The 26,996-nt window shown below is 71.9% G+C and carries 26 protein-coding genes; 15 read left to right on the top strand and 11 right to left on the bottom strand.

The genetic code is table 11. The features are described from left to right. The first annotated feature begins 23 nt into the window (after window positions 1-23). The 3 genes from pstC to pstB are packed head-to-tail and all read left to right on the top strand — an operon-like array spanning window position 24 to window position 2,898. Window positions 24-1,004, top strand: a complete 981-nt coding sequence (gene pstC, locus NQU55_RS04365) for a phosphate ABC transporter permease subunit PstC (RefSeq protein ID WP_168092822.1) — start codon at window positions 24-26, stop codon at window positions 1,002-1,004. Further along, entirely contained in the window at window positions 1,001-2,086 is a 1,086-nt protein-coding gene (pstA, locus tag NQU55_RS04360; protein WP_168092823.1) for a phosphate ABC transporter permease PstA, read from the top strand. The genes pstC and pstA overlap by 4 nt, the downstream gene beginning before the upstream one ends. Window positions 2,087-2,118: 32 nt before the next feature. Further along, a complete protein-coding gene (pstB, locus tag NQU55_RS04355; RefSeq protein WP_168092824.1) occupies window positions 2,119-2,898 on the top strand; it encodes a phosphate ABC transporter ATP-binding protein PstB in 780 nt (259 codons plus the stop codon). Window positions 2,899-3,136: 238 nt separating this feature from the next. Here pstB and NQU55_RS04350 read toward each other — a convergent pair whose 3' ends face one another. Then, entirely contained in the window at window positions 3,137-4,135 is a 999-nt protein-coding gene (locus NQU55_RS04350) for an inorganic phosphate transporter (protein ID WP_168092825.1), read from the bottom strand. A 6-nt stretch (window positions 4,136-4,141) separates the two neighbouring features. Beyond that, entirely contained in the window at window positions 4,142-4,762 is a 621-nt protein-coding gene (locus NQU55_RS04345; protein ID WP_106674591.1) for a DUF47 domain-containing protein, read from the bottom strand. Window positions 4,763-5,001: 239 nt separating this feature from the next. Here NQU55_RS04345 and NQU55_RS04340 point away from each other — a divergent pair, with 239 nt between their 5' ends. Then, window positions 5,002-5,385: a metal-sensitive transcriptional regulator gene (locus NQU55_RS04340; protein WP_168092835.1), complete on the top strand. Its 384-nt coding sequence runs from the start codon at window positions 5,002-5,004 to the stop codon at window positions 5,383-5,385. A gap of 87 nt (window positions 5,386-5,472) precedes the next feature. On the opposite strand, the gene NQU55_RS04335 is transcribed toward NQU55_RS04340, so the two are convergent. After that, complete coding sequence (locus NQU55_RS04335) at window positions 5,473-5,646, bottom strand: hypothetical protein (protein ID WP_168092826.1); 174 nt, start codon at window positions 5,644-5,646, stop codon at window positions 5,473-5,475. Between the two features lie 135 nt (window positions 5,647-5,781). Beyond that, window positions 5,782-6,735, bottom strand: coding sequence for an SCO4651 family lipoprotein (locus tag NQU55_RS04330; protein WP_168092827.1), 954 nt, complete (start codon window positions 6,733-6,735; stop codon window positions 5,782-5,784). A 93-nt stretch (window positions 6,736-6,828) separates the two neighbouring features. Between NQU55_RS04330 and NQU55_RS04325 the strand changes: the two genes are divergently transcribed. Both NQU55_RS04325 and NQU55_RS04320 read left to right on the top strand, forming a co-directional pair. After that, a complete protein-coding gene (locus NQU55_RS04325; RefSeq protein ID WP_168092828.1) occupies window positions 6,829-7,002 on the top strand; it encodes a hypothetical protein in 174 nt (57 codons plus the stop codon). 122 nt (window positions 7,003-7,124) lie between these two features. After that, window positions 7,125-8,801, top strand: coding sequence for an FAD-binding oxidoreductase (locus tag NQU55_RS04320; protein ID WP_168092829.1), 1,677 nt, complete (start codon window positions 7,125-7,127; stop codon window positions 8,799-8,801). 50 nt (window positions 8,802-8,851) lie between these two features. On the opposite strand, the gene NQU55_RS04315 is transcribed toward NQU55_RS04320, so the two are convergent. Together NQU55_RS04315 and NQU55_RS04310 are read right to left on the bottom strand one after the other, a co-directional pair. Beyond that, window positions 8,852-9,592 carry a phosphatase PAP2 family protein gene (locus NQU55_RS04315; RefSeq protein WP_168092830.1) on the bottom strand — a complete coding sequence of 247 codons (741 nt, stop codon included), beginning with the start codon at window positions 9,590-9,592 and terminating at the stop codon, window positions 8,852-8,854. Window positions 9,593-9,796: 204 nt separating this feature from the next. After that, complete coding sequence (locus tag NQU55_RS04310) at window positions 9,797-10,807, bottom strand: C40 family peptidase (RefSeq protein WP_308402196.1); 1,011 nt, start codon at window positions 10,805-10,807, stop codon at window positions 9,797-9,799. A 142-nt stretch (window positions 10,808-10,949) separates the two neighbouring features. On the opposite strand from NQU55_RS04310, the gene NQU55_RS04305 reads away from it, so the two are divergent. After that, entirely contained in the window at window positions 10,950-11,159 is a 210-nt protein-coding gene (locus NQU55_RS04305) for a DUF397 domain-containing protein (RefSeq protein WP_168092832.1), read from the top strand. A 43-nt stretch (window positions 11,160-11,202) separates the two neighbouring features. Here NQU55_RS04305 and NQU55_RS04300 read toward each other — a convergent pair whose 3' ends face one another. After that, a complete protein-coding gene (locus tag NQU55_RS04300; RefSeq protein WP_168092833.1) occupies window positions 11,203-12,690 on the bottom strand; it encodes a serine/threonine-protein kinase in 1,488 nt (495 codons plus the stop codon). Window positions 12,691-13,065: 375 nt separating this feature from the next. On the opposite strand from NQU55_RS04300, the gene NQU55_RS04295 reads away from it, so the two are divergent. The 7 genes from NQU55_RS04295 (at window position 13,066) to NQU55_RS36745 (ending at window position 21,864) form a co-directional block, all read left to right on the top strand. Then, entirely contained in the window at window positions 13,066-13,374 is a 309-nt protein-coding gene (locus tag NQU55_RS04295; RefSeq protein WP_030367101.1) for a DUF8827 family protein, read from the top strand. Between the two features lie 246 nt (window positions 13,375-13,620). Then, window positions 13,621-14,469 carry a DUF8175 domain-containg protein gene (locus NQU55_RS04290; protein ID WP_168092836.1) on the top strand — a complete coding sequence of 283 codons (849 nt, stop codon included), beginning with the start codon at window positions 13,621-13,623 and terminating at the stop codon, window positions 14,467-14,469. After that, entirely contained in the window at window positions 14,459-15,781 is a 1,323-nt protein-coding gene (locus NQU55_RS04285; protein ID WP_168092834.1) for a hypothetical protein, read from the top strand. Before NQU55_RS04290 ends, NQU55_RS04285 begins: the two co-directional genes overlap by 11 nt. 2 nt (window positions 15,782-15,783) lie before the next feature. Continuing rightward, window positions 15,784-17,337 carry an SCO6880 family protein gene (locus NQU55_RS04280; RefSeq protein ID WP_058047063.1) on the top strand — a complete coding sequence of 518 codons (1,554 nt, stop codon included), beginning with the start codon at window positions 15,784-15,786 and terminating at the stop codon, window positions 17,335-17,337. 10 nt (window positions 17,338-17,347) lie between these two features. After that, entirely contained in the window at window positions 17,348-18,775 is a 1,428-nt protein-coding gene (locus tag NQU55_RS04275; RefSeq protein WP_256789769.1) for an ATP-binding protein, read from the top strand. Window positions 18,776-18,815: 40 nt separating this feature from the next. Then, window positions 18,816-20,453: a type VI secretion protein gene (locus tag NQU55_RS04270; protein WP_168094602.1), complete on the top strand. Its 1,638-nt coding sequence runs from the start codon at window positions 18,816-18,818 to the stop codon at window positions 20,451-20,453. Between the two features lie 127 nt (window positions 20,454-20,580). Next, window positions 20,581-21,864, top strand: coding sequence for an amidohydrolase family protein (locus NQU55_RS36745; RefSeq protein ID WP_168094601.1), 1,284 nt, complete (start codon window positions 20,581-20,583; stop codon window positions 21,862-21,864). An 81-nt stretch (window positions 21,865-21,945) separates the two neighbouring features. On the opposite strand, the gene NQU55_RS04260 is transcribed toward NQU55_RS36745, so the two are convergent. From NQU55_RS04260 to NQU55_RS04245, 4 genes are all read right to left on the bottom strand, one after another. After that, window positions 21,946-23,187 carry a serine hydrolase domain-containing protein gene (locus tag NQU55_RS04260; protein WP_168094600.1) on the bottom strand — a complete coding sequence of 414 codons (1,242 nt, stop codon included), beginning with the start codon at window positions 23,185-23,187 and terminating at the stop codon, window positions 21,946-21,948. Between the two features lie 209 nt (window positions 23,188-23,396). Next, window positions 23,397-24,050, bottom strand: a complete 654-nt coding sequence (locus NQU55_RS04255; protein WP_168094599.1) for a response regulator — start codon at window positions 24,048-24,050, stop codon at window positions 23,397-23,399. After that, window positions 24,047-25,291, bottom strand: coding sequence for a sensor histidine kinase (locus NQU55_RS04250; RefSeq protein WP_168094598.1), 1,245 nt, complete (start codon window positions 25,289-25,291; stop codon window positions 24,047-24,049). The genes NQU55_RS04255 and NQU55_RS04250 overlap by 4 nt, the downstream gene beginning before the upstream one ends. Before the next feature lie 13 nt (window positions 25,292-25,304). Further along, window positions 25,305-25,871, bottom strand: coding sequence for a GNAT family N-acetyltransferase (locus NQU55_RS04245; protein WP_168094597.1), 567 nt, complete (start codon window positions 25,869-25,871; stop codon window positions 25,305-25,307). Between the two features lie 75 nt (window positions 25,872-25,946). On the opposite strand from NQU55_RS04245, the gene NQU55_RS04240 reads away from it, so the two are divergent. Beyond that, a complete protein-coding gene (locus tag NQU55_RS04240) occupies window positions 25,947-26,978 on the top strand; it encodes a hydroxyacid dehydrogenase (protein ID WP_240976685.1) in 1,032 nt (343 codons plus the stop codon). Window positions 26,979-26,996 lie beyond the last annotated feature (18 nt).

Below are 26,996 nucleotides of genomic sequence, written 5' to 3'. Positions count from 1 at the left end.
GGCCCCGCAGACCGGAGAACCTCATGGACATAACCCCAGCCACCACAGCCGGACCGCAGCCTCCCCCCGGCAAGGAGCGGCCGTCGGCCGCCACCCGCCCGGGCGACCGGATCTTCCTCGCCCTCTCCCGCGGCTCCGGCCTCCTGCTTCTGGTGATCATGGCCGCCATCGCGGTCTTCCTCACCGTCCGGGCCACCAACGCCCTCTCCCACAACGAAGGCAGCTTCTTCACCACCTTCGAGTGGAACGCCAACGCCACGCCGCCGGTCTTCGGCATCGCCGTCCTGGCCTTCGGCACCGTCGTCAGCTCGCTGATCGCGATGGTCATCGCGGTGCCCGTCGCCATCGGCGTCGCGCTCTTCATCTCGCACTACGCCCCGCGCCGGCTCGCCGCCCCGCTCGCGTACGTGATCGACCTGCTCGCCGCCGTGCCGTCCATCGTCTACGGCCTGTGGGGCGCCCTCTTCCTGGTGCCGCACCTGGGCGGCCTCTACAGCTGGCTGGACGACTACCTCGGCTGGACCGGCATCTTCGCGTACCACGACGGTGCCGCCCGCTCCCTGTTCACCATCGGCATCCTGCTGGCGATCATGATCCTGCCGATCGTCACCAGCGTCAGCCGCGAGGTCTTCCTGCAGGCCCCGAAGATGCACGAGGAGGCCGCGCTCGCGCTCGGCGCCACCCGCTGGGAAGTCATCCGGATGGCCGTCCTCCCCTTCGGCCGCTCCGGCGTCATCAGCGCCTCGATGCTCGGCCTCGGCCGCGCCCTCGGCGAGACGATGGCCGTCGCGACCGTCCTCTCCCCCAGCTTCATCATCGGCACGAGCCTGCTGGACCCGGGCGGCGGCACGTTCGCGCAGAACATCGCGAGCAGCTTCAAGGAGTCCGGTGAGATCGGCAAGGACGCCCTGATCGCCTCCGGCCTCGTCCTCTTCGTCCTGACCCTGCTGGTCAACGGCGCGGCCCGGATGATCATCGCGCGTCGCAAGGAGTACTCGGAATGAGCGACGTGACCATCGACCAGCCGCTGGTCGCCGACAGCGCCCCGCAGCCGCGCCCCGTCTCCCTGCACCAGCCGCGCCTGCCGCGCTGGACCCCGGCCGCCGTCGCCGCCGGCGCCGCCGCCGCGGGCTGCGGCATCGGCCTGGGCGCCGCGCTGAGCAGCCGGATCCAGTGGGGCCTGATAGCCGGCGGACTCTTCGTCCTCGTGATGTACGCGCTCGCGGCCCGCGTCGAGGGCCGCCGGCAGGCGAAGGACCGCCTCGCCACCAGCCTCGTCTGGGTCTGCTTCCTGCTCGCCGTCGTGCCGCTGGTCTCGCTGGTCTGGGAGACCGTCGCCCGCGGCGCGAAGGTCCTCGACGGGAACTTCCTCACCCACTCCATGGGCGGGGTGCTGACCATCCAGCCCGGCGGCGGCGTCTACCACGCGATCATCGGCACCCTGGAGCAGGTCGGCATCGCCACGGCCGTAGCGGCCCCCGTCGGCCTGCTGACGGCGATCTACCTGGTCGAGTACGGCCGGGGCCGGCTGGCCAAGGCCGTGACGTTCTTCGTGGACGTCATGACGGGCATCCCCTCGATCGTCGCGGGCCTGTTCATCCTGAGCTTCTGGATCCTCATGCTCGACTTCGGCTACTCCGGCTTCGCCGGGGCGATGGCCCTGGCGATCCTGATGATGCCGGTCGTGGTCCGCTCGACCGAGGAGATGCTCAAGCTCGTCCCCAACGAGCTGCGCGAGGCCTCGCTGGCCCTGGGCGTGCCCAAGTGGCGCACGATCCTCAAGGTCGTGCTGCCCACGGCGATCGGCGGCATCGCCACCGGCGTCACGCTGGCCATCGCCCGCATCGCCGGCGAGTCCGCCCCGATCGTCCTCCTGGTCTTCGGCTCCCAGGTGATCAACAACAACCCCTTCGAAGGCGCACAGTCCTCCCTGCCGTACTACATCTACGAGCAGTGGGCGGCCGGCAACGACGCCAGCTACGACCGCGCCTGGGCGGCGGCTCTCGTCCTCATCGCCTTCGTCATGATCCTCAACCTGGTGGCCCGCGGCATCGCCCGCTGGAAGGCCCCCAAGACCGGCCGCTGACGCGGTTTTTTCCGAAAGAAGTAGTGATCCCCATGGCCAAGCGAATCGACGTCAGCGGCCTCTCCGCCTACTACGGCGCCCACAAGGCCATCGACGACATCTCCATGACCGTCGAGCCCCGCTCCGTGACCGCCTTCATCGGCCCCTCCGGCTGCGGCAAGTCCACCTTCCTGCGCACCCTGAACCGCATGCACGAGGTCACCCCCGGCGGCCGGGTCGAGGGCAAGGTCATGCTGGACGACGAGAACCTCTACGGCGCCGGCGTCGACCCGGTCTCCGTGCGCCGCACGGTCGGCATGGTCTTCCAGCGGCCGAACCCCTTCCCGACCATGTCGATCTACGAGAACGTGGCCGCGGGCATCCGGCTCAACGGCGGGCGCATCCGCAAGTCCGAGCTGGACGGCGTGGTCGAGAAGTCCCTGCAGGGCGCGAACCTCTGGAAGGAGGTCAAGGACCGGCTGAACAAGCCGGGAGCGGGCCTCTCCGGCGGTCAGCAGCAGCGGCTGTGCATAGCCCGGGCGATCGCGGTGGAGCCGCAGGTCCTGCTGATGGACGAGCCCTGCTCGGCGCTCGACCCGATCTCGACGCTCGCGATCGAGGATCTGATCGGGGAGCTGAAGGAGCGCTTCACGATCGTGATCGTCACGCACAACATGCAGCAGGCTGCGCGCGTCTCGGACCGCACCGCCTTCTTCAACCTGGCGGGCGTAGGCCAGCCGGGCCGTCTCGTCGAGATCGACGAGACGGCACGCATCTTCTCGAACCCGTCGGTCCAGGCGACGGAGGACTACATCTCGGGCCGGTTCGGATAAGGATCACGGGAGGCCGTGGGACGCGCAGGGTCTGGTCCGGGACGTAAAGCGAAGCAGTCCCGGACCAGATCCGGAGCGGCCCGCGGCCGCGCCCGGCAACGGCGCGGCGCCCCGTGAACCGGACAGCGCCGGCCACAAGGCCGTCTCGCGGTGCTGCATGGCGGTGCCACCGCAAGACGAAGGCCCGCCCCCCTGTTCGTACCAGGGGGGCGGGCCCATATGCGTCTGCCGGGTGCGGCTAGCCGAAGGCCAGGTTGACCACCCAGTAGCTGAGCGCAGCGACGGCGGCCGCGGCCGGCATCGTGATGAACCAGCCCAGGATGATGTTCTTGGCGACGCCCCAGCGGACCGCGTTCACCCGCTTGGTCGCACCGACGCCCATGATCGCCGAGGTGATCACATGCGTGGTGGAGATCGGCGCGTGGAACATGAAGGCCGTCGTGAACATGACCGACGCACCGGTGGTCTCGGCCGCGAAGCCCTGCGGCGGGTCCAGCTCGATGATCTTGCGGCCGAGCGTCCGCATGATCCGCCAGCCGCCCGCGTAGGTGCCGAGCGAGAGCATGATCGCGCAGGAGAGCTTGACCCAGACCGGGATGGCGTCGCCCTTGGCCTGCACATCGCCGATGACCAGCGCCATCATCACGATGCCCATGGTCTTCTGGGCGTCCTGCAGACCGTGGCCGAGCGCCATGCCGGCGGCCGAGACCGTCTGGGCGATCCGGAAGCCGCGCTTGGCCTTGTGCGGGTTGGCCCGGCGGAACATCCACATGATCGCGACCATCACCAGATAGCCGAGGATCAGGCCGACGAAGGGCGAGAGGAACATCGGAATGACGATCTTCTCGACGACGCCCGACCAGATGACGCCGGTGCCGCCCGCGAGCGCCGCGCCCACCATGCCGCCGAAGAGGGCGTGCGAGGAGGACGAGGGCAGGCCGAAGTACCAGGTGATCAGGTTCCAGGCGATCGCGCCGATCAGGGCCGCGAAGAGGATGCCCATCCCCTTGTCGCCGGTCGGCGACTCGATCAGGCCTTCGCTGACCGTCTTGGCCACCCCGCTGCCCAGGAAGGCACCGGCGAGGTTCATCACGGCCGCCATCGCGAGGGCCGCGCGCGGGGTCAGCGCCCGCGTGGAGACCGAGGTCGCGATGGCGTTCGCGGAGTCGTGAAAGCCGTTGGTATAGGTGAAGCCGAGCGCGACCCCGATGGTCACGACGAGAGCGAAGGTGTCCACCGGGGGTCAGGACTCCTTGACCGCGATGGTCTCGACCGTGTTGGCGACGTGCTCGAACGCGTCCGCCGCCTCTTCCAGCACATCCACGATCTGCTTGAGCTTCAGCACCTCGATGGCGTCGTACTTGCCGTTGAAGAGCTGGGCCAGGAGCTTGCGGTGGATCTGGTCCGCCTGGTTCTCCAGACGGTTCACCTCGATCCAGTACTCCGTGAGATTGGTCATGGTGCGCAGGTTCGGCATGGCCTCGGCGGTCAGCTCCGCGGCCCGCGCGAGGACCTCGATCTGCTGCTCGACGCCCTTGGGGAGTTCCTCGATCTGGTACAGGACGACCAGGTCGACGGCCTCCTCCATGAAGTCCATGATGTCGTCGAGCGAGCCGGCGAGGGCGTAGATGTCCTCGCGGTCGAACGGCGTGATGAACGAAGAGTTCAGCTGGTGGAAGATCGCGTGCGTCGCATCGTCACCCGCGTGCTCCGCTGCGCGCATCCGCTCGGCGATCTCGGCCCGGGCGGACGTATCCGCTCCGAGCAGTTCCATCAGGAGCTTGGAGCCCGTGACGATGTTGTCCGCGGAGGCGGCGAACATGTCGTAGAAGCTCGTCTCCCTGGGGGTCAGACGAAAGCGCACGTGGGATCCTCGGGGTGCAACGGATTCGGTCTCGTTGATGCTAGGCGCATCACCCAGTCACAGCTAACTGGCATTCCCTCAGTGTCGCCCATCGGGCAGAGTGCTCATGAAGCCAGGTACCGCCGCAGCGGGCAAAATTCTGTACCCTATACCCGCTGGGGGTATACGAGTGGGGTATGCCCGGCAGCAAGGGCGAATCCCGGGCCGCGGGCCCGCCGGACGGCAGGAGGACGGACGCCATGACGACCACGGAAGCCCCCCCGGCCGGCGGCGACGACGCACCGGTGACGGGCACGGCCGCGGCCTGCCACGCCGAGGCCCCCGCCGGAGAGCACTCCGGCCCGCACGGCTACAGCCATCAGAAGGACCAGCACCTCAAGCGCCTGCGCCGGATCGAGGGCCAGATCCGCGGCCTCCAGCGCATGGTCGAGGAAGACGTCTACTGCATCGACATACTCACCCAGGTGTCGGCCGGCACGAAGGCGCTGCAGTCCTTCGCCCTGCAGCTCCTGCAGGAGCACCTGCGGCACTGCGTCGCCCAGGCCGCGGTCAAGGGCGGGGACGAGATCGACGCCAAGGTCGCGGAGGCCAGCGCGGCGATCGCGCGCCTGCTGCGGACCTGAGCGGCTCCGGTGTCCCGCCGGAGCCCGGCGGGACACCGGAGCACTGCACCGAGGGACCGCGCCGCGGCACCGGACCGCCCCGGGCGGTCAGTCCTCGCGCTTGCCCCCTGCGGGAACGACCCGCAAAACCTCGTCGATACGATCGGCGCTCAGCCGATCCTCATCCGCACTGGACGCGGCGATCATCAAATCACCGTAGAGATCGATCTCGATGAGGGCCACGGGATCCGGCCCGCCCGACGAACCGCGTCGCGAAACCACGTGATTCACCTCCTCGGGTCTTTCGCTCGGGTCTGGGTCTTTCGAGGTTTCCTCGCCTTACCAGCGTAGTGATCGGTACACATGGCGCGCATGGCACAGAAGGACCATTTCCATGGCCAACTACGCCCTGCCGCGTCAATTCCGCGGCGATCCGACCTTCCCCGCATAGATATCGGCGGCCTCGGGTAGGTCCACGGCCACATCGGCGCCGAAGTCGTACAACTCGACCGTCGACACCACCGTCATAGGGGCCGGCGGCGCCGACGGACCCGTGCCCTCCACGCTGAAGCGGTGCCGCAGCCGGCGCGGCCTGCCCTGCTCGTCCAGATAGGCGTCGAAGGCCACCGTGCCGCTGGAGAAACCTTTGGCCGCCGTGGCCAGCGGCGCCCGGTCGCGCGCCGGGGCGAAGTGCGCCGCCCGGCCCAGGTCGATGGTGCCCCAGTAGTGCCGCACCCGGACCCCGCCGACCCGCTCGTCCCGCATGTACGTCACCTCGCGGGCGCCGCCCAGCAGTTCGGCCGCGGCGAGCGGGTCGGTGGCGCCGCTGGTCAGGAGGTTCCCGTCGGCGAGCGAGGCCGTGTCGAGCCGCACCCACTTGTCGGCCGGGACCCCGGCGCCGCGGTTCTTCATGAAGAGCTCGCCTGGGGAGAACACCTCCGTGATCGGGCGGTGCTCGGCCGCGCCCGCCGCGTCCTCGGGCACCAGCACCGTCAGCCGCCCGGCGGGCCGCGTGAAGTCGTACCCGCCGGAGCCGTGGATGGTCAGCCGCGTGCCGCCGCTGACCGTCTCCATGGAGGTGCGCACCAGCGCCCGGCCCTCCCGGGCCAGCGTGCGCGCGGCGCCGCGCACCGCGGCGCGCGCCTGCCCGGGGTCGGCGCCGTCACCCGCCTGCCGGGCCTGGCCGCTCAGGCTCTTCAGGCTGTCGTGCAGCTCGGGGGCCTCGCGGGCGGCCGGGCCGTGCAGCGTGCAGCCGGACATCAGGAGGCCCAGGGCGAGGCCGGCCGCCACCGCGCGGCCGACGGCCGCGCCCCTGGCGCGTCCCCGTCTCCCGCGTCGTTCTCCGCCGCTTCTCTCTCTCCGCGCCACCATGCCTTGCCAGCCCCCTGCCACCGACCCGCTGTGGAACCCGTTACTGCCAACGACGGCGTGGGCGCCGCCGTCACGGCCCGGTAGCGTGGTCACGTGTCCGACCGCGCATCCGTGGAGCCCTCCGCGGACCACTTCACGAGCACCAGCGAGCAGGGATCCTTCTGCTCGGCCCGCTGTACGTGCGGCTGGCGCGGCCCCGCCCGCCGCGCCCGTTCCCTGGCCCGCGACGACGCCACGGCCCACGAGGCGGACGCCGGCGCGGCCTGAGCGGCCCGCCTCCACGACGCCTGATCCCGTCCCGCCCGGGTAGGCGGAACCACCCCTGCCCCCGCGCCATCTGTCCGGACGGCGGGGGAAAACCGGCAGCACATCGGGTGACGGGGGCGGGCATGACTGTTGACGAAAACGGGACGAGTGCGGGCGCACAGGGCATAGGCGCGAGCGCAGGCACGAACGCGGACAAGGGCGCACGGGCGGGCGGTGCGCACGGGTTCTTCGGCAGGCGGCAGCTGCTCGCCGCCGGGGCGGGGCTGGCCGCCGCCGGCACCTGGGCGGCCTCCTGCACCGACAGCCGCGGCCAGGAGCGCCCCGGCCGCATGGTCACCTCGGGCCGGGCCGTCCCCGCCGCACCGCGCCCCGATCCGGCGGCCGCCGACTGGACCGCCCTCGGCAAGGGCCTCTCCGGCAGCCTCGTCCGCCCCGGCGACGCCGACTACGCCGCGGCCCGGCAGCTCTACAACACCCGCTTCGACGGCCTGCGCCCGGCGGGGATCGCCTACGTGGCGAACGTCCAGGACGTCCGCGAGTGCCTCGCCTTCGCCCGCCGCCACAGCACCCTCATATCCATACGCAGCGGCGGTCACAGCTACGCCGGCTGGTCCAGCGGCACCGACCGGCTCGTCGTCGACGTCTCCCGGCTGAAGTCCGTCCGCACCCCGGACTCCCGGACCGCCGTGATCGGCGCGGGCGCCAAGCTCATCGACGTCCAGACCGTGCTGGCCGGGCAGGGCGCCACCCTCCCCTCCGGCTCCTGCCCGACGGTCGGCATCTCCGGCCTCGCCCTCGGCGGCGGACACGGCGTCACCTCCCGCGCCCACGGCCTGACCTGCGACAGCCTCACCGGCGCCACCCTCGTCACCGCCGACGGCAAGGTCCTCGATTGCGACGCCGAGCGCAACGCAGACCTCTTCTGGGCCCTGCGCGGCGCCGGCAACGGCAACTTCGGCGTGGTCACCGAACTCCGCTTCCGCACCCGCGCGGCGGCCGACGGCGTCACCGGCTACGTCTCCTGGCCCTGGTCGCGGGCCGCCGACGTGATCCGCGCCTGGCAGGAGTGGGGGCCGAGCCGGCCCGACGAGATCTGGTCCTCCTGCGACCTGTCGGCCGCCGCGGGCGGCTCCCCGCGCGTCTCCGTCTCCGCGTACTCCCTCGGCACCCACGGCGACCTGGAGAACGCCCTCGACCTGCTGGTGAGCAAGGTCGGCGGCGCGTCCAACGGCGTCCGGCTGCGCCGCCGCGCCCACCTCGACATGGTGCGCGCCTACGCGGGCTGCTCCGACAGGTCCCGGGCGCAGTGCCATCTGCCGGGCCGCACGCCCGGCCGCGACACGGCCGGCACCCTGCAGCGCGAGACGTACGGGGCACGCTCCGACTTCTACGACCGCTCGCTGAACGCGGCGGGCATACAGGCCCTCACCGGCCAGGTGGAACGTTTCGGCCGAGGGGGCGGCAGCGGCGGCGTCTCGGTCCAGCTGACGGCGCTGGGCGGTGCCGTCAACCGCGTCCAGCCCCTGGCCACGGCCTTCGTCCACCGCCGCTCGCGCTTCCTCGCCCAGTACCTGTCCCACTGGGCCGCGGGCGGCTCCGGCAGCAGCCAGGCGTCATGGCTGGACGGCACCCACGCCGCGATGCGCCGCCACGCCTCGGGGGCCGCGTACCAGAACTACGCGGACGCGGGCCTGAAGGACTGGCGCAAGGCGTACTACGGCGGCGCGGAGGGCCGCCTGACCAAGCTCAAGCACCAGTACGACCCGAACCGGCTGTTCGCCTTCCCACAGGCACTGTGAGGCCCGCGAAAAGGCGGGGGGAGCCCCTGGCTCCCCCCCGCCTCGCAGGCCTACGCCGCCAGGTCGTTGTCCCGGTGCCGGGGCACGCCCCGCTCGGCGTCGGCGGTTCCGGCGACCGGGGCCTCCGCCGCCGCGAGGGGCGGCGCGAGCGGGCGGTCCGAGCGGACGAGCCAGGCCGCACGCGTCCGCGCGACCGCGCGCGTGAGCGGGGTCAGCAGCATCATCGCCAGCGGCGCCAGGAGGAGCGCGACGGCCGTGCCCAGGGCGAGGCCGCCGATCACGTCCGTCGGGTAGTGCACGCCCATGTAGACGCGGCAGAAGCCCTCGAGGACGGCCAGGCCGATTCCGATCAGGCCGTACTTGCGGTTGGCGACGAAGAGGGCCACGCCGATCGCCATCGTCAGCGTCGCGTGGTCGCTGACGAAGGAGTAGTCGGTCTTGCCCTTGACCAGCACCTCCAGGCCCGGGTGGTCCAGGAAGGGCCGGGGCCGCTTCACGAAGCCGCGGATCGGGATGTTGACGAGGAGGGCGATGCCGGCGGCGAGCGGCGCCCACAGCAGCGCCGCGACGGCGGCCGGCGCGTCCTGCCGGCGGCGCAGGCTCCACCAGGCGAAGAACATGAGGACGGCCAGGCCCAGGATGATCCCGTACTCGCCGATGAACTCCATCGTGCGGTCGAGCCAGCCGGGGGCGCCCTTGGCGAGGCCGTTGATGTCGTACAGCGTGCTGGTGTCGGGGTTCGACCCGCCCCTGGCCTCCGTCATGGGGTACCCCATCGCGAGTCCAGCCATGTGCCGTGGCCCCTTATCTGTCGCCTGTCGCTACGTCCAGCTGCCGACCCCCGTGGTCCGTGCGTCGCTGTAGCCCCCGCCCAGTGGCGCTGCTTTCCCACTCCCATGGAACGCCCCACTCCGGCCGGGCGTTCCACTCTTCTCCCAATGATCACCAGGACGTTATGGAAGGGTGACCCATCGTCGCAGTTCGTCCTGGGGCGTTCATGCGGCGTTGGCCGCGGGCAATGCTTTCGCGCCATCCTGAGTGACCCGGGTCGCCCCGATGTAGTCCGGCATGTCGATCTTGTCGAAGCGGATCACGGCCCCCGTGTAAGGGGCGTTGATCATCTGGCCGCCGCCCACGTAGATCCCCACGTGGTGAATGGAGCGCGGGTCCTTCAAGTCATTGGCGAAGAACACGAGGTCGCCCGGGAGCAGCTCGTTCCGCTTGGGGTGCGGGCCCGCGTTCCACTGGTCGTTGGCGACGCGCGGCAGGGTGATGCCCACCGATTCGTACGCCGCCTTGGTCAGGCCCGAGCAGTCGAACCGGCCGTTGTCCTCGGTCGTGCCGTCGCCGCCCCACAGATACGGGGTGCCGAGCTTCTCCTGCGCGTAGTAGATCGCTCCGGCGGCCTGCTGCGAGGGCGCGACCCTGCCGACGGGCCGGGCGAAGCTCTTCTCCAGCGTGCGGATGGAACGGACGTACCCCTGCGTCTCCTGGTAGGGCGGGATCCCGCGGTGCCGGATCACCGCGTACGAACCGGCGTTGTACGACGCGAGCATGTTGTCCGCGAGGTCGCCGGGGACGTCCTTGACGTACTTCGAGAGCTCGCAGTCGTAGACGGCCGCCGACGGGATGGCGTCCTGCGGATCCCAGATGTCCTTCTTGCCGTCGCGGTTGGCGTCGATGGCGTGGGCGTCCCAGGTGCCCGGGATGAACTGGGCTATCCCGCGCGCGTCCGCCGGACTCACGGCCTTGGGGTTCCAGCCGCTCTCCGAATAGATCTGGGCGGCCAGGATCGCCGGGTTGAGCGCGGGGCAGAGGTTGCCCCACTTCTGCACGAGGGTCTGGTACTGATCCGGCACGGCGCCCTTGGCCAGCCCCACGGAGCCGCCTCCTCCGCCGCCTCCGAGCAGGTTCGACGCGGCGCTGTACACGCCGATCACGAGCAGCCCGATGAAACACAGGCACATCCCGATGCCCACACCCATGCCCACCCAGAGCTTCCGCACCCCGCAATCCTCCCCCAACGACCCGATGCGTATCCGCAATTTCTATCGATCCGTCAACGAGCGTCCAGATCCGGCCCGGTCACGGGGGAAGCGCTACCGTGAGGACGTGACGGGAGTGACACGGGAGTGCCGAGGAGGGCCCATGGCGGAGCTCAACTGGATTCCGGTGACCGAGGGCGACGAGACCGAGTACCTGGAGATCGCCTTCGGTGACGACGGCGACGTCCACCTGCGGACGAACACCGAACCCGAGACCGTGGTGACCACCACCGCGGCCAAGTGGGACGCCTTCGTCCTGGGGGTCAGGGCCGGGGAGTTCGACCACTTCGTGGAGGACGCCGCCGGGGAGTGAGACGGGCCGCCGGAGGGTGATGCCGACGGCGGGGCGACCACGCTCAGTCGTCGTCCTCGTCGGCGTCCCTGCCGTCCTTGCTGTCCCTGCCGTCTTTGCTGTCCCTGCTGTCTTTGCTGTCCGAGGACTTCTTGCGGTCCTTCTTCGGCTTGCGGGAGCCGGACGGCGACGGCCGGACCGACGGCGGAACCGCCTCGGCCGGCACGACCTTCGGCGCTTCGGCACTCCCGCCCGGCGCCCGCTCCGCCGACTCCGACGGCTGCGCCTCGGGCCGCTGCGAGCCCGTCTCGCCGCCCGAGCCGCCGAACACGGACGCGCCGATCAAAGCCGCCACCAGGAACGCCACGACGCCCGCCACGGCACTGAGCAGCACCTTGGGGCTGCGTATGCCGCGTGCGCCCTGGGAGGCCCGTATGCCCGGGCCCAGGCCCGGGCCCGCGCCCTGGGGTCTCCTGCCGCCGCCGGCGCTCCGGCGGCGGCCCGGCGCCGGAGCGGCGGGCGCAGGGGCCGGCACCGGGGCAGGCGCCGGAAAGGCGTGGGGCGGGGCGCTGTAGGACGGAGCACCGTGAGGCGGGGCGCCGTGCGACGGGGGCACGGCCGCGCCGCGTGCCACGGCAGGCTGGACCGAGGGCCGGGGCGGCGCGCTCACCGCACCGGGCCCGGCCGCGGCCAGGGGCGACGACACCGGGGCCGGCATCGGCGTCCGTGCGGGCCGTGGCGGCTCCTCCCACGACGGCCCGGCGAACCAGTCCGCCACCTCCTGCGCCGACGGCCGGTCCTCCGGCTTCTTGGCGAGCATCCGCAGCAGGTACGCCTCGAAGGCGGGCGGCAGGTCCGCCCGGTGCTGACGGGGCGGCACGGGCGGGGTGTCCACATGGAGGTAGAGCAGCGCGGTGGGGCTGTCCGCCCAGAAGGGCGGCTGGCCCGCCAGCAGCTGGTAGATCACACAGCCCAGGGCGTAGACGTCCGAGGCGGGACCGGCGACCTTGCCCAGGGCCCGCTCCGGGGCGAGGTAGGTGCTCGTGCCGACGATCTGGCCGACCCGCGTCAACGCGGCGGACGTCTCGTCCACGAAGCGGGCGATGCCGAAATCGCCGATCTTCAGGGTGTCGTCGGCGTCGAGCATCAGATTGCCGGGCTTGATGTCCCGGTGGACGACGCCCTGGCGGTGCGCCGCGGCCAGGCCCGCCGCGGACTGCGCGGCGATGCGGGCCACGCGGCGCGGCGCGAGCGGGCCGCGCGAGGACAGCTCCTGAGCCAGGCTGGGACCCCTGACCAGCTCCATCACCAGATAGAAGCGCCCGTCCCAGGACCCGAAGTCGTAGACGGCGACGACCTGAGGATGATTCAGGCGCGCGGCGGTCTGCGCCTCCAGCCGGAAGCGGGAGGCGGCGGACTCGTCGCCGTCGTCGCCCAGCAGCAGCTTCACGGCGACCTGACGGCCCAGCACCTCGTCCTGAGCCTGCCAGACTTCGCCCATGCCACCGCGGCCGAGCAGTTCCTCCAGCCGGTAGCGATCGGCAACCAGCACCCGTACCACCCTTGATCTCGATGCCCCCGTAGCGCGCGAGCCGGCCCGACGGCCCCGAGGCGCTGTCGGCACCCGGGCGGCGCTCGGGACAGCGTACCGACCGAACACACAGTCGTCCGAACATCCCCACGCCCCCCTGTTTCACCGATGATTGCCCGCCGCCGACACCCGTGATACACAGAGTCACCTTAGGAGTACCCACTGACATCGCCTTGCGCCGCAGGTCAGGGGCCTACGGGGAGCATGCGTACGAGTTCCGCCAAGAAATGCCGCCAAGTCGACATGCTGGGGCGGGATCTTCGGCAAAGATAGGTCCTGACCTTTACCCAGCGGTGAGAGCGATGACAACAACCCATTAGGGGCGGTGAGTTACACATGTTTTTGGCGGCCGGCAAGGGCGACATCAACACCATTATTGGCGGAATCGCCCCGAACTGGGGGCCGTTCGGTAGCCTGGGCAACGAGGCTCGCGTGATGATCGAGGTCATCATGGCCGTGGCGATCCTGCTCTGCCTCGCCATCGCGATCTGGGGCGCGGCGAAGCAGCGGATCGGCGCGACCGCCCTGCGCGACACCTTCAGCGCCGAGCAGGGCAAGGGTCTGATCGTCGCCGGACTGACCGGCGTCTTCATCATCGGCTCGCTCGGCACCCTCTTCACCATCGTCTACGGCATGGCCGTCTGAGCACGGGGGCGCACGGGCGTCACGCGCCCGGCACCCCCTTCCCGGCCGGGGCCCGTCCCCTGCCACCTGCCCCCTCGCGCATCGTCCCCGCGCAGACCCTCTCGTCCCCGAATCCCCCCGCACCCGAGGCTGCCACCTGATGCCCCCTCACACCCCTTCGTCCCCCTCCCCCGGGATTCCCCTCCCGCCGCTACCGTCATATGCGGGTGCCACTGCGGCGACGACGTATGAGGGGACGTGCGCGCAATGAGTCTCGGCGAGGACGGTTACGACGACAAGGACCACGGCCTGACCCGCACCCGGCTGCCGGAGGGCGAGGGCGATCCGTACGGCCCGCGCCGGGGCCGCGGCGGGGGCCGTGGCGGCCGCGCGGGGTTCTCCAGCCGGAACATGATCACGGTCGTGGGCGTCGTGGTCCTGCTCATCGCGGCCATCGCCTTCGCCAACAGAGGCGGCGGGTCCGACTCGGACGACGCGGAGAAGAGCGGCGACAAGGTCAGCGCGGAGGCGACGGCTCCGTCGGGCGTGAAGCCGGTGGGGGGGAAGAACGGGGGCATCGCTTCCGGTTTCGCCCGCACGGAGCAAGGGGCGCAGTCGGCGGCGGCGAACTTCGCGGTGGCGCTCGGGGGGGACGGGATGTTCCGGCGGGACTCCCGTCGCGAGATCGTGAGCGCCGTGTACGCCCCGGCGGTGGCCGCAGCCAGGCAGGGTGACCTCGACAAGGTCTACTCCGACGAAGGCTTCCTCAAGAAGATCGGGCTCGACGCCGACGGCAACGCTCCCAAGGGCATGACGTTCGTGTCCCGCACGAATCCTGTAGGCACCAAGACCGTCAAGTACGAAGGCGATACGGCGAGCGTAGCCGTCTGGTACTCCGCCCTCTTCGGTATCGCCGGCGAGAGCTCGACGAACCCGGTCGCCGAGAGCTGGTACACCAACACCTTCGAACTGAAGTGGACGGACGGCGACTGGAAGGTCACCGACTTCGCTCAGAAGGACGGCCCGGCCCCGGTGGGCCGCGACCAGGCCGCTTCCACGGCCAAGGAGATGTCGGAAGCCGTACAAGGGTTCGGAGGGTTCACTTATGCCAGGTAGCCGCCATCGCGCGCTCTCCCTGACGGCGATGCTCGTCTCTGCCCAAGTGGCGGTGACGGCGCTGGCCTCGCGTGCCGTAGCAGCCCCCACCCCTCCTCCGTCGCCGTCGACCTCACCCGCTCCGTCGTCCAGCCCCAGCCAAGGCAGCAACGCCGACTGCGAGCTCATCCGCGGTCCGGCAAGGAGCATCTGCCAGGGCGAAAACAAGGCTCCGTCCGCCCCCGACCCCCAAACCGCCCTCGACCCCCTCGCCTCCCTGGCGAAGGGCTGCGCCGACGCCGCCTCCTGGATCGTCAAGAAGCTGTCCGGCGCCGTCGAGGCCACTGGGAACGTGGACTTCACCAACGCCACCTTCCTGCGGCAGTACGCCGTGGTCTTCGCCGCCTCCACCGTGCTCACGCTCGTCCTCTGGCTGCTGGCCGTGGCCAAGCGTGCCGTGCGCGGCGTGCCGTTCACGGAGGCGTTCACGGAGGCCGTCGGATTCCTCTGGCTCACCGTGCTGGCGTCGGCGTTCACCCCGCTCATCCTCTACACGCTCGTGTCCGCCACCGACGGCGTCACGGAGGTCATCGCCACCGGCACGAACGCGAACAACGACGCCTTCTTCGGCACGTTCGCGGACGCCCTGAAGAAGGGCGAGGGCATCGGCGGCGGCCCGATCATGCTGATCGTGGTGTCCTTGGTGTCGGTGCTCGCCGCAGGCGTCCTCTGGCTGGAGCTCGTGATCCGCGCCGCCCTGCTCTACGTGGGCGCGCTGCTGGGCACCGCCGTCTACGCGGGGCTCGTCGACAAGAACATGTGGGGGCACGTCCGCCGCTGGGCGGGCATCATGATCGCGGTGATCCTGGTGAAGCCGATCATCGTGGTCGTGCTGGGTCTCGCCGGAGCCCTGTCCTCCGGCAAGGGGCCGAACTCCTTCTCGGCCGTGGTCTCCGGCCTCGCGATCATCATCCTGGCCATCTTCGCCAGTGCGATGATCTACCGCTTCGTACCCGGCTTCGGCGACGAGATCGCCAGCACCCGCAGCGCGAGCAAGGACGCGGCGTCCCGGCAGGCCGCCGCCGTGATCTCCTCGCCCGCGGCCCTGGTCAAGCAGGGCATCACGACCCACAGCGCCCGCGGCTCGGGCGGCTCCGGCGGCAACGGCCACCAGCCCCGGCCGGCCGACTCCGTGGCGGGCGGCGTCGCCGCCCACAGCACCCGGCCCCCCGCCCGCACCGGCGACAACAGGGGCAACGGAAGCAACAATTCCGCCGCCCGCGCGCCGCGTGCGCAGAATCACAGCAATACGCCAGGAGGTGAGCGGAGTTGACGATCCAGGCCCAGTCCCAGCCGGTCGCGGCCCGCCGTACGTATCTGATCGGCCGCGCGCGTCCGAACGCGGTCGTCGGCAAGAACCGGGAGACCGGGGAGATCGCGCTGATCATCGCCGGGGCCTTCCTCGGCATGATGTGCGGCCTGCTGGTGCCCGTCCTGCCGCTGCGGATCGTCACGCTCACCGGGTTCCCGATGCTGGCGCTGGCCGCCGTGTACGTCCCGTACAAGGGCCGCACGTTCTACAAATGGTTTGAGATCAACCGCTCGTTCAAGCGCACCCTGCGCCGCGGCACCGCCTACCGGTCCGCCGCCATCGAGGCGGGCACGCGCATGGACGGCCGCGAGATCGAGGTCGGCCCGCCCCCGGGCATCGGGCGGATCAACTGGCTCGCGGCGCCCTTCGGCCCCGACGAGATCGCGGTGCTGCTGCACGCCGACCGGCGCACGGTCACCGCGGCGATCGAGATCGAGGGCCCCGGCGTGGGCCTGCGCGACTCCGAGGACCAGGAGGCGCTGGTCGACCGGTTCGGCACGCTCCTCAAGCACGTGGCCAACGGCGACGGCTATGTGACGCGCATCCAGATGCTCGCCCGAACCCTCCCCGCCGACCCGGACGCCCACGCCAAGGACGTCGAGCGCCGCGGCGACGTCAACTCCCCGAAGTGGCTCAAGGACTCCTACGACCAACTGCAGTCGATGGTGTCGACCTCCTCCGAGCAGCACCGCGCCTACCTCGTCGCCTGCATGCACTACACCCGCGAGCTGGCCGCCGAGGCCAACGCCATCGCGCGCGCCTCGCGCCACGACGGCGGCAAGCGGCGCCTGGACCGCGACGGCGGCCTCGCCGTGGTCATGGCGCGCGAGCTGACGGACATCTGCGCCCGGCTCGCCGAGGCCGACATCCGGGTGCGCCAGCCCCTCGGCCAGAGCCGGCTGTCGTCCCTCGTGCACTCCATGTACGACCCGGACCACCCCATCGACCACATCCAGGCCATGACCCAGCGCAACGCCTGGCCCGCCGAGCTGGACGCCATGGAGCCCACCTACCTCCAGGCCAAGACCCGCGAGTCGTCAACGCGCGCACCCTGGTGTCATTCCACCGCATGGGTGAAGGAGTGGCCCATGACGCCGGTGGGCGTCAACTTCCTCGCGCCCCTGCTCGTCCACACCCCGGACGTGATCCGCACGGTCGCGGTCTGCATGGACCTGGAGCCGACCGACGTCGCCATCGAGCGCATGCTGACGGAGAAGACCAACGACGACGCCGACGCCTCCCGCGCCGCCAAGATGAACCGCGTCGTCGACCCGCGCGACGTCGCCCACCACTCCCGCGTCGACCAGCGCGGCGAGGACCTGGCCAGCGGCGCGGCCGGCGTCAACCTCGTCGGGTACATCACGGTGTCGTCGCGCTCGCCGGAGGCGCTCGCACGCGACAAGCGGACCATAAGAGCCTCGGCCGGCAAGAGCTACCTGAAGCTGGAGTGGTGCGACCGCGAGCACCACCGGGCCTTCGTCAACACCCTGCCGTTCGCGACCGGCATCCGACGATAGGGGCTGTGCCGTGCTCGACCCGCTCGCCTCACTGACCGACGCGTTCACCAGCTTCCTCTTCGGGAAGGTGGAGACCACGCGGCTGCCCGTACGGACCTCCACCGGCCAGGCGCAGGCCGTCTACCTGCCGACCGCCGCCCCCGGCCTCGGCGACTCCGGCGTGGTCATCGGGCGCGAGGTCTACTCCGGCAAGGGCTACATCTACGACCCCTTCCAGCTCTACGGCCAGCAGCTGCCCGCGCCGCACTGGCTCGTCCTCGGCGAGTCCGGCAACGGCAAGTCGGCCCTGGAGAAGACCTACGTCCTGCGCCAGCTGCGCTTCCGCGACCGGCAGGTCGTCGTCCTCGACGCCCAGGGCGAGGACGGCGTCGGCGAGTGGAACCTGATCGCCCAGGAGCTGGGGATAACGCCCGTCCGGCTGGACCCGATGGCGGCCCGCGAAGGCGGCATCCGGCTCAACCCGCTCGACCCGTCGATCACCACGACCGGGCAGCTCGCCCTGCTGCGCACGATCATCGAGGTCGCGATGGGCCGCGGGCTCGACGAGCGCTCCGGCTTCGCCCTCAAGGTCGCCCACGCGCACGTGAACGAGACGATCCTCGACCGGCAGCCGGTGCTGACCGACATCGTGGAGCAGCTGCGGCACCCGGAGGCCGAGTCCGCGGAGACGATGAACGTCGACATAGACGACGTCCGTGCCTGGGGCCTGGACGTCGCCCTGGTGCTGGACCGGCTGGTGGACGGTGACCTGCGGGGCATGTTCGACGGGCCGACGACGGCCGGCATCGACCTCGACGCCCCGCTGATCGTCTTCGACCTCTCCCACATCGACCGCAACTCCATCGCCATGCCCATCCTGATGGCGATCGTGGGCGTCTGGCTGGAGCACACCTGGATCAGGCCCGACCGGAAGAAACGGATCTTCCTGGTCGAGGAGGCCTGGCACATCATCAACTCCCCGTTCGTGGCCCAGCTCTTCCAGCGGCTGCTGAAGTTCGGCCGCCGACTCGGCCTGTCGTTCGTGGCGGTGGTCCACCACCTGTCCGACGTCGTCGACGGCGCGGCCGCCCGCGAGGCCGCGGCGATCCTGAAGATGGCCTCCACGCGCACCATCTACGCCCAGAAGGCCGACGAGGCCCGCGCCACGGGCCGGGTGCTCGGCCTGCCCCGCTGGGCCGTCGAGATCATTCCCACGCTCACCCCGGGCATCGCCGTCTGGGACGTCAACGGCAACGTCCAGGTCGTCAAGCACCTCGTCACCGACGTCGAACGCCCGCTCGTCTACACCGACCGGGCCATGACCGAGGACGGCGACTTCGCGCGCGAGCTCGCGGCGGAGGCCGCGGCCGCCGAGCGCGCGGCGGCGGCCCTGGAGGCGGAGTCGGCGGGCGGGCCGTACGGCTCCTCGTCGGCATCGTCCGAGTCGACGGTGGCCTGAGGCGACGGCGGGGCGGGGGCAGAGGCGGGGGGCAGGATCCATGGGCGAAGGACGACCGGAACGCGGCATCCCGGACGGGCTGCTGATGGCGGTCATCGTGCTGCTGCTGAGCATGACGCTGCTGGTGTGGGCGACGACGGGCCTGGCCGCCCTCTTCGCCCACGGCGCCTGGCCGGAGGCGGTCACCCTCACCCGTACGCCCCTGGCCCTGCGGCACCTGGTGACACAGCCGCGCGACCTCCCGGCCGCCTGGCCGGACACCCCGGCGGACAGCCTCTCCGGCTACGGCCTCTTCTGGGGCCTCCTGATCGGCGAACTCCTCGTGCTCGTCGTCCTCGGCATCTTCGTCGTGGGGACGGTGGCGCGGTGGAAGGCGGTACGGGCGCGACGGCGGGCGGACGCCTTGGCCCTGGTGGAGAGTCCTCGTACGGCGCCGGGCGCGGCTTCCGGTGAGGTTTCGGTCCCGGCACCGGGCGCGGCGCCGGGCGCGGTGGCCGGCCAGGAGGGTGCCCCGGCGGCCGGATCGGCGGCCGCTTCGGCGACCGGGCCGGCGACCGGGCCGATGGCCGGTTCGGGGACGGAGCAGGGGGCCGGTTCGGTATCGGCTGCGGCGCCCGGCCCGACCCCGATTCCCAACCCCGCCCCCGCCCCCGCCCCCAGCCCCGCTCCCGTTCCCGTCGCCGTGCCTGCCCCACGCTCGGCCCGGTCCACGGACCCGGTCGGCGCGCCCGCGGCCGGCCCTCTCACCTCCGGCCCCCTCGCCCCCGGCGTCTTCTACGGCGCCGACCGCGGCGACCTCGCCGCACGGGCCGTGCTGGAGGCCGAGGGGCCCGTCCTGGTCACCACCAGCGACCCCGGGCTGTGGTCCGGCACGAAGGACTCCCGCGCCAAGCTCGGCCCCGTGCACGTCTTCGACCCGAGCCATCTCCTCGACACCCCGGACCGCCTGCGCTGGTCCCCCGTCGCGGGCTGCACGGCCCGCGAGACCGCGGCCGCCCGCGCGGCCGCGCTGCTCGCGCCCGTACGCCCGCTCAGTGCCCTCGACTCGGCCACCGCGGACGCCGCGGAGACCCTGCTGCGCTGCTGGCTGCACGCCGCCGCCGTGGACGGCCGGCCGTTCCGCCAGGTGCTGCGCTGGGCACAGGGCACGGCGGCGCACGAGCCCGTGCGGATCCTGCGGACGCACGTCAAGGCGGCGGGCGGCGCGGCCGGCGAGCTGGAGTCTGCGCTCACCGGGCACCCCCAGCGGCGCGAGGTCGCGCAGGAGCTGACGGCACGTGCGCTCGGCGCACTGTCGTCCGTCCACGTCCGCGATGCCTGCAATCCGCATCGGGCCGATTCCCTGGCATGGGAATCATTTGTCGCCGAGGGGGGAACCCTGTACGTGGTGGGTGAGGCGATTGAGGATCCCCGCACCCGCCCGGGTGCGATGCCCCTGCTGACCGCACTCGTCTCAAGCGTGGTCGAGCGCGGCCGGGGCATGGCCGGACGGTCATCTGCCGGTCGCCTCGACCCACCACTGACCCTGGTGCTGGATGACGTGGCCGCCGTGGCGCCCGCGCCCGCCCTCCCGGATCTCGTCGCGGAGGGCACGGCCCAGGGTCTGCCGACGTTCGCGCTCATGCGCTCCGAGGAGCAGGCCAGGGCGCGGTGGCCGCACCGCGCCCTCGTCGGCTAGCCGGCCGGGAGGCGGACGGATGCCGGAGAGACCGAAGGAGCCGGGGGGACCGAAGGAACGTGAGAGGGCGGAGGGGCCGGAGGACGCAGGGGCGTGGGTCCCCGGCAGGCGCCGGTTCCTGGGCGGCGTGGCCGCAGCCGGCGGTACGGCCGCGTTCGGCGGCGCGCTCGCCCTCGGCGGCACGGAGCAGCAGCAAGCCCGCGCGGCGACACCGCACGGCGCCCCGGCTCGCCCCCTCGCGCTCACCCACGCGACGCTGATCGCGGCCCCCGGCGCCCAGCCGCCCCGCCCCGGCATGACGGTCCTCGTCCGCGACGGCCGGATCGAGCTGGTCGGCCCGACCGCGGAGGTCCCGGAGCCCCCGGACGCCCGCGTGGTGGACCTCGACGGCAAGTACGTCGTCCCGGGCCTGATCGCGCTGCGCGTGTCCGGCAGCGGCGCCGGAACGGACGACCCTTCAGGGGAGGCTGCGGCACGGCTGTCCGGGGTGACGACCGTCGCCGGGCCCGGCAGCCCTTCCGTCGACGGCTTGCCCGCCCTGTGGCCGGGATCCGTCGAAGCGCGCGACGAGGCGGCGGCCCGCCGGGCGGTGCGCAGGGCCGTGGCCGGCGGCGCGGCCTTCGTAGGGGTGCACCCGCGGCTGTCGCGGCCGGCGTATCGCGCCCTGGCCGAGGAGGCTCGCATCCGCCGCATCCCGTACGGGGGCCACTGCCCGGACGCGGTGCCGCTCGCGGAGGCGTCCGACGCCGGGCAGCGGATCGTCGAGCACCTCTACGCGCTCCTGCTGGCCGCCTCCACCCGGGACGAGGAGATCCGGCACGGCCTCGCGCGCATAGGCCTCGCGCGCATGGGCCTCGCGCGCATCGGCGCCGGGGCCGCCGGGCATTCCGCACGCCGCAACGCCCACCCCGGCCGGTACCGCGATTGGCTCCGGCAGATCCGGCGCCTGGAGTGGACGGCCGTACGGTCCTACTACCCCGACCGCGCGGACCGCCTCTTCGACCACCTGGCCGCCAACGGCACCTGGGTCGCCCCGTCCCTCACCGCCCACCACTCCCTGGAGGAAGGGGAAACCGACTCCCCGTACCTCCGCGGGATCCGTGCCCACCGCCTCCACCTGGTCGCGGAGCTGCACCGCCGCGGAGTGCCGGTCCTCGCCGGCGGTACGCACGCGGACGGCCTCCACGAGGAGATGGAGCAGCTGGCCGGGGCGGGCCTCGGCGCCGCGGAGGCGCTCCGTGCGGCCACGGCCGGGCCCGCACGGGCCCTGGGCCTCGCGGACGAAACCGGCACGGTCGAGCCGGGCCGGGCGGCGGACCTCGTCGTCCTGGACGCGGATCCGCTGCGCGACATCACGGCCGTCCGCCGGATCGCCGCGGTGGTCGTACGAGGCAGGCTGATCACGAAGTAGGCGGGCAGCGGGCGGAGCCCGAGGCACGGGCCAGGCCGAGGCGCAGGCCAGGCCGAGGCGCAGGCCAGGCCGAGGCGCGGGCTAGGCCGAGGGCTGGGCCTGGGCCGAGGGCTCGCCGAGGCCCGCCATGATGATCCGGCCGATGCGCGAGTCCGGGGCCGTCGCGGCGTCCCCCTTCGCATCGGTGGAGTTCACCGAGTAGACCAGCGACCGCGTCCCGTCCTGCGTGGCCCCGAAGCCGCTGAGGTACCCGTAACGGCTCCCGGACTTGCCCCAGTAGACCGGGCCGTCCTTGACGAGCTGGATGCGCGTGAGGCCGCTGGAGTACGCGGCCGGCCTTGAGCTCCCGTACGTGGGCACGTCGGGCACGGTGAACATCAGCTTCAGCTCCTGCTGCGGCACGACGCGCCCGGCGAAGAGGGCGGAGGTGAAGCGCTCCAGGTCGGCCGTCGTCGTGATGAGGTCGCCGGAGGCCCACGTCTCGGACTGGTCCCACTCGGTCGTGTCCACGAGCCGGGTGCCGCCGTCCGCGTCCTTGATCGCCTCGTAGCCGTGCGTGTGACGACCCTTGATGCGGGGGTCCGCGCCGGGGCTGTAGGTGTCCTTGAGCCCGGCGCGGTCGATCACCCGCGCCCGCAGCTCCTGCTCGTACGTCCGGCCCGTGACCTTCTCGATCAGCAGCCCCAGCACGTTGTAGCCGATGTTGGAGTAGTGCTGCCGGGTGCCGGGGGTGAACTCCATCGGCTTGCCGAAGCCGGCCTGGACGAGCGCGCGGTGGTCCCAGGTGGTGTAGCGGCCCTTGTCCCAGCCGGGGCTCTTCGGCGCCTCGCGGGTGTCCCCGCCCGGCAGGCCGCTCGTGTAGTCGAGCAGCTGCCGGACCTTGACGTCCGGGTAGTGGGCGGGCAGCAGGCCGGGCAGGTAGTGCTGCACCGTGCCGTCGAGGTCCAGCTTCTCCTCGTGGACGAGCTGGAGCGCGACGGCCGCCGTGAAGGTCTTGGTGATGCTGCCCGCGCGGAAGCGCTCGTCGCCCTTGACCGGCCGGTGCGTACACAGGTCGGCCCGGCCCGCCGCCCCGCTCCAGCGCAGGTCCTCGCCCCTGTAGCGGACCTGCGCGGCAGTGGCGTCGGCGGCCGGCAGCCCGTCGATCGCCTTCTGGAGGGCAGCGGCCTTGGTGAGCGCGGCGGTGCGGGCGGTTGTGGAGGCCGGGGCGGCCGCGGAAGCCGGGGCGGCTCCACTGGTGACGGCTGCCGCGGCGGGCCCGGCCGCGGTCACTCCCAGGACGACGACGGTCGCGGCGAGGACGGTAATTCGGTTTCGGCGCACGGTGGTTTCCCCCTGAGGACTGCTGCATCGCTGCAGCGCCGGATCTCTACGACGGAGTCCATCCTCGTGAGCGGCGCAGGTCGGCGGATCGCCGAAGCGAGGGGTATTCGGCACCGCCCGCCTCCGTCGTACGAGGGAGGGAAGGGGGAGAGGGAATGAGAAAAAGGAAGGGGACGAGGAAGCGGAACGGGCCCTGCGGCGGCGCGCGGTCAGCCGCCGGGAGCGATCAGCCCGCTCTCGTACGCACAGATCACCGCCTGGATCCGGTCCCGCAGCCCGAGCTTCGACAGCACGTTGCTGACGTGGGTCTTCACCGTGTGCTCGCTGACCACCAGCTCGGCCGCGATCTCCGCGTTCGACAGCCCGCGCCCGAGGAGGAGCAGCGTCTCGCGCTCGCGCGCGGTCAGCGCCCCCAGCTCCGGCCCGGCCGTGACGGCCTGCCCGCGGCTCGTGAAGTCCGCGACCAGGCGGCGGGCCACGGACGGCGCGAGCAGGGAGTCGCCGGCGACGACGACCCGCACCGCGTGCACGAGGTCGTCGCGCCGCACGTCCTTGAGCAAGAACCCGCTGGCTCCCGCGTGCAGCGCCTCGTAGACGTAGTCGTCCTGGTCGAAGGTGGTGAGCATGACGGCCCGGCAGGCGGTCTCCGCGCAGATCGTGCGGGCCGCCTCGATGCCGTCCATGCGCGGCATGCGGATGTCGAGGAGGACGACGTCGGGCGCGTGCCGCTGCACGGCCGCCACGGCCTCGGCCCCGTCACCGGCCTCCGCCACGACCTCGATGTCCGGCTGGGCGGACAGGATCATCGCGAAGCCGCTGCGCACCAGCTCCTGGTCGTCCGCCACCACCACACGGATCGTCACGCCGGCCCCACCTCCGCAGGCGAGGAGATCATGACGGGCAGCTCCAGGCAAACACGGAAGCCGCGGCCGTCCGGACCGGGCCCGGCCGAGGCGGTGCCACCGTGCGCGGCGGCCCGTTCCCGGATGCCGATCAGGCCCCTTCCGCTGCCCGCGCCACCCGGCCTGAGGACGCCCGTGCCGTCGTCCGTCACGGTGACGGCCAGCCGCCCCTGCCGATCGACAGCATCCCAGGCGAGGCGTACGGACACCGAGCGTGCGTCGGAGTGCTTGAGGACGTTCGTCAGCGCCTCCTGCACCACGCGGTAGACGGTGACCTGCGCGTCGGCGGCGAGCGGCTGCGGATCCCCTTCCGTCAGCAGGACCACGGACAGACCCGCCCGCCGGACCTCCCCGACCAGGGAGTCGAGACCGTCCAGGGTGGGCTGGGGAACCAGCTCCCTCGGGCCTCCCGGTTCCTCCTTCAGCACGCCGAGCATGCGCCGCAGCTGCACCATCGCGTCCCGCCCGGCCCCGGCGATCGCGTCGAACGCCGCCTCCGCCCGGTCGGGATCCGACCGTACGACCAGGGGCCCGGCCTCCGCCTGCACCACCATCAGGCTGACGGCGTGCGACAGGATGTCGTGCATCTCGCGGGCGATCCGCGCCCGTTCCCGCTCGGCGGCCCGCTCAGCCTCCACGACCCGCGCCCGCTCCAGCTCCGCGGCGCGCGCCTCGACGGCCTCGGTGTACGCCTGCCGGGTACGCGCCAGCACGCCGAGCGCGTACACCATGGAGAAGAGGAAGAAGGCGAAGAGGTACTCGCGGGCCGTATTGGTCCGCAGGGCCACCGCGACGGCCACGACCGGCAGCCCGATCCCGACCGTCACCCGCCGCTGCCGCACCCCCGCCTGCGCGGCCACCGTGAAGATGGCCACCAGCGGGCTGTACGGCATGGGCTGCCCCGGCCCGTCCATGGGCAGATAGGCCAACCCCGCCATAGTGATCGCCAGCAGGCACGTCAGGGGCGCCCGGCTGCGCCACAGGAGCGGCAGCACGGACAGCGTGGTCATCCCGTAGAACGCCCAGGTGGCGGGCGGCACGTCCGCCGAGCGGGGCACGACGAAGGGGATGGTCACGGCGGCCTGCACCACGGCCGTGATCAGGGCGTCCACGGCCCAGGGGCTACGGACCCGGAATCGGATACGGATACGGCTGCGGAGTCGGGACCGGATTCGGGAGCGGAGGCCGGTGCAGGACTTCATCAGGTGCGGGGCTTCATCCAGCGGCGGGACGAACGAGCGCGAGCTCGTACTCCTTGGCCTCGGGGTCGCCCTGCATGGGGATGGTGATGCCGGTGGGCTCGAAGCCGGCCTTGCGGTAGACCGTCATGGCGCGGGCGTTGTCCTCGTGGACGAAGAGGCGTATGCGCTCGACGCGCGGCCGGGACAGGGCCCAGGACCACTCGACGGCGGCGTCGAAGAGCGCCTGGATGAGGCCGGCCCCGCGCCGCTCGGGCCGGACGAAGACCCCGACGATGTGCGTCTGCGCTACGGAAGGAGCGCCGCCGAAGACGGTGCCTTCCTCCGCCTCCGGGTCCTCGACGAGGACGGTGACCGTGCCGTCCCAGGTCCCGTCGGGCGCCTCCGCCACGAACGTGGTGACGCGGCACGCCTCGGAGCTCGCCCGCGCCCGCTCCTGCCAATAACTGTCGGGCTGCTCGACGGCCTTGTCGTAGGTGTCGAGGAAAGCGATGTGCGCCATGGGGTCCAAGAGCGCCGTCAGCCGCAGTTCCTTGGACTTCTCCCAATCGCCCGCCTGCACAGGCCTGATGATGTGCTCCATCCTTTGATCGTCACCCCGGGCGGACGGGACGAGCAATGTGTTTTCGCTCTCTGACGGACGGGCAGAGGGGTGCGCATGACGGATGAACGGGCGTGTGGGACGGCCGGGGTCGCGGTGGTCATGGGAGCGGACGAACTGCCGGTCGTCATGCCGCCTGATCTCCGCGCGAGGCTGGGCGAGTTGACGGGACGTGAGGTCCGGGCGATTCCGGTGGACGACGGGCTCGGGCTCCTCGCGGGCCCGGTCGGCCTGGGCGGCGTCGACATCCTCGTCACCGGGTGGGGGTGCCCGCCGCTGACGAAGGCCGTCCTTGAGACTGCATCGCGGCTGAGGGCCGTCATCCACGCGGCGGGCTCAGTCAAGCAACTGGTGACCGAGGCGGTGTGGGAACGGCGGATCGTCGTCTCCTCGGCGGCGGAGGCCAATGCGGGGCCGGTCGCCGACTTCACCCTGGCGGCCATCGGACTCGCGGCGAAGGGCGCCTTGTCCGCGGCCGCCGCATACGCCGACGGCGGCCGTCTGCCGGCCTTCCGCGACCGCCAGGGCGGCGACGGCCGGACCGTCGGTGTCCTCGGTGCTTCCCGCATCGGCCGACGGGTGATCGCAGGCCTACGGGCCGCCACCGCCGGATACCGGGTGCTGCTCTACGACCCGTATGCGACGGACGAGGAAGCCGCACGGCTGGGGACGGAACGGGTGGACCGCCTGGCCGACCTCTGCCGCGCCTCCGACATCGTGACGGTCCACGCTCCCGGGACGCCGGACACGTACCGCCTGCTGGACGCGGAACACCTGGCCCTCATCCCGGACGGCGGCACGGTCATCAACACGGCACGGGGGTCGATCGTCGACACCGAAAGCCTGGAACGGGAGTGCAGGTCGGGACGGTTGAGCGCCTGGCTCGACGTCACGGACCCGGAGCCGCTGAAAAAGGGGCACACGCTGTTCCGGCTGCCGAACGTGCTGGTGACGCCCCATATCGCCGGCGCTCAGGGGAGTGAGGGGAGACGGCTGGGGACGTATGCGGTGGAGGAGGCCGGGCGGTGGGTGAGGGGTGAGCCGCTGCTGGGGGCGGTGGAGAGGGAGAGCCTGGAGCGCTCGGCGTAAGCGAAGTGAATCTGCAGG

Source organism: Streptomyces telluris, assembly GCF_024519335.1.
GTDB lineage: Bacteria > Actinomycetota > Actinomycetes > Streptomycetales > Streptomycetaceae > Streptomyces > Streptomyces telluris.
This window is presented reverse-complemented; position numbering and strand designations above follow the sequence as displayed.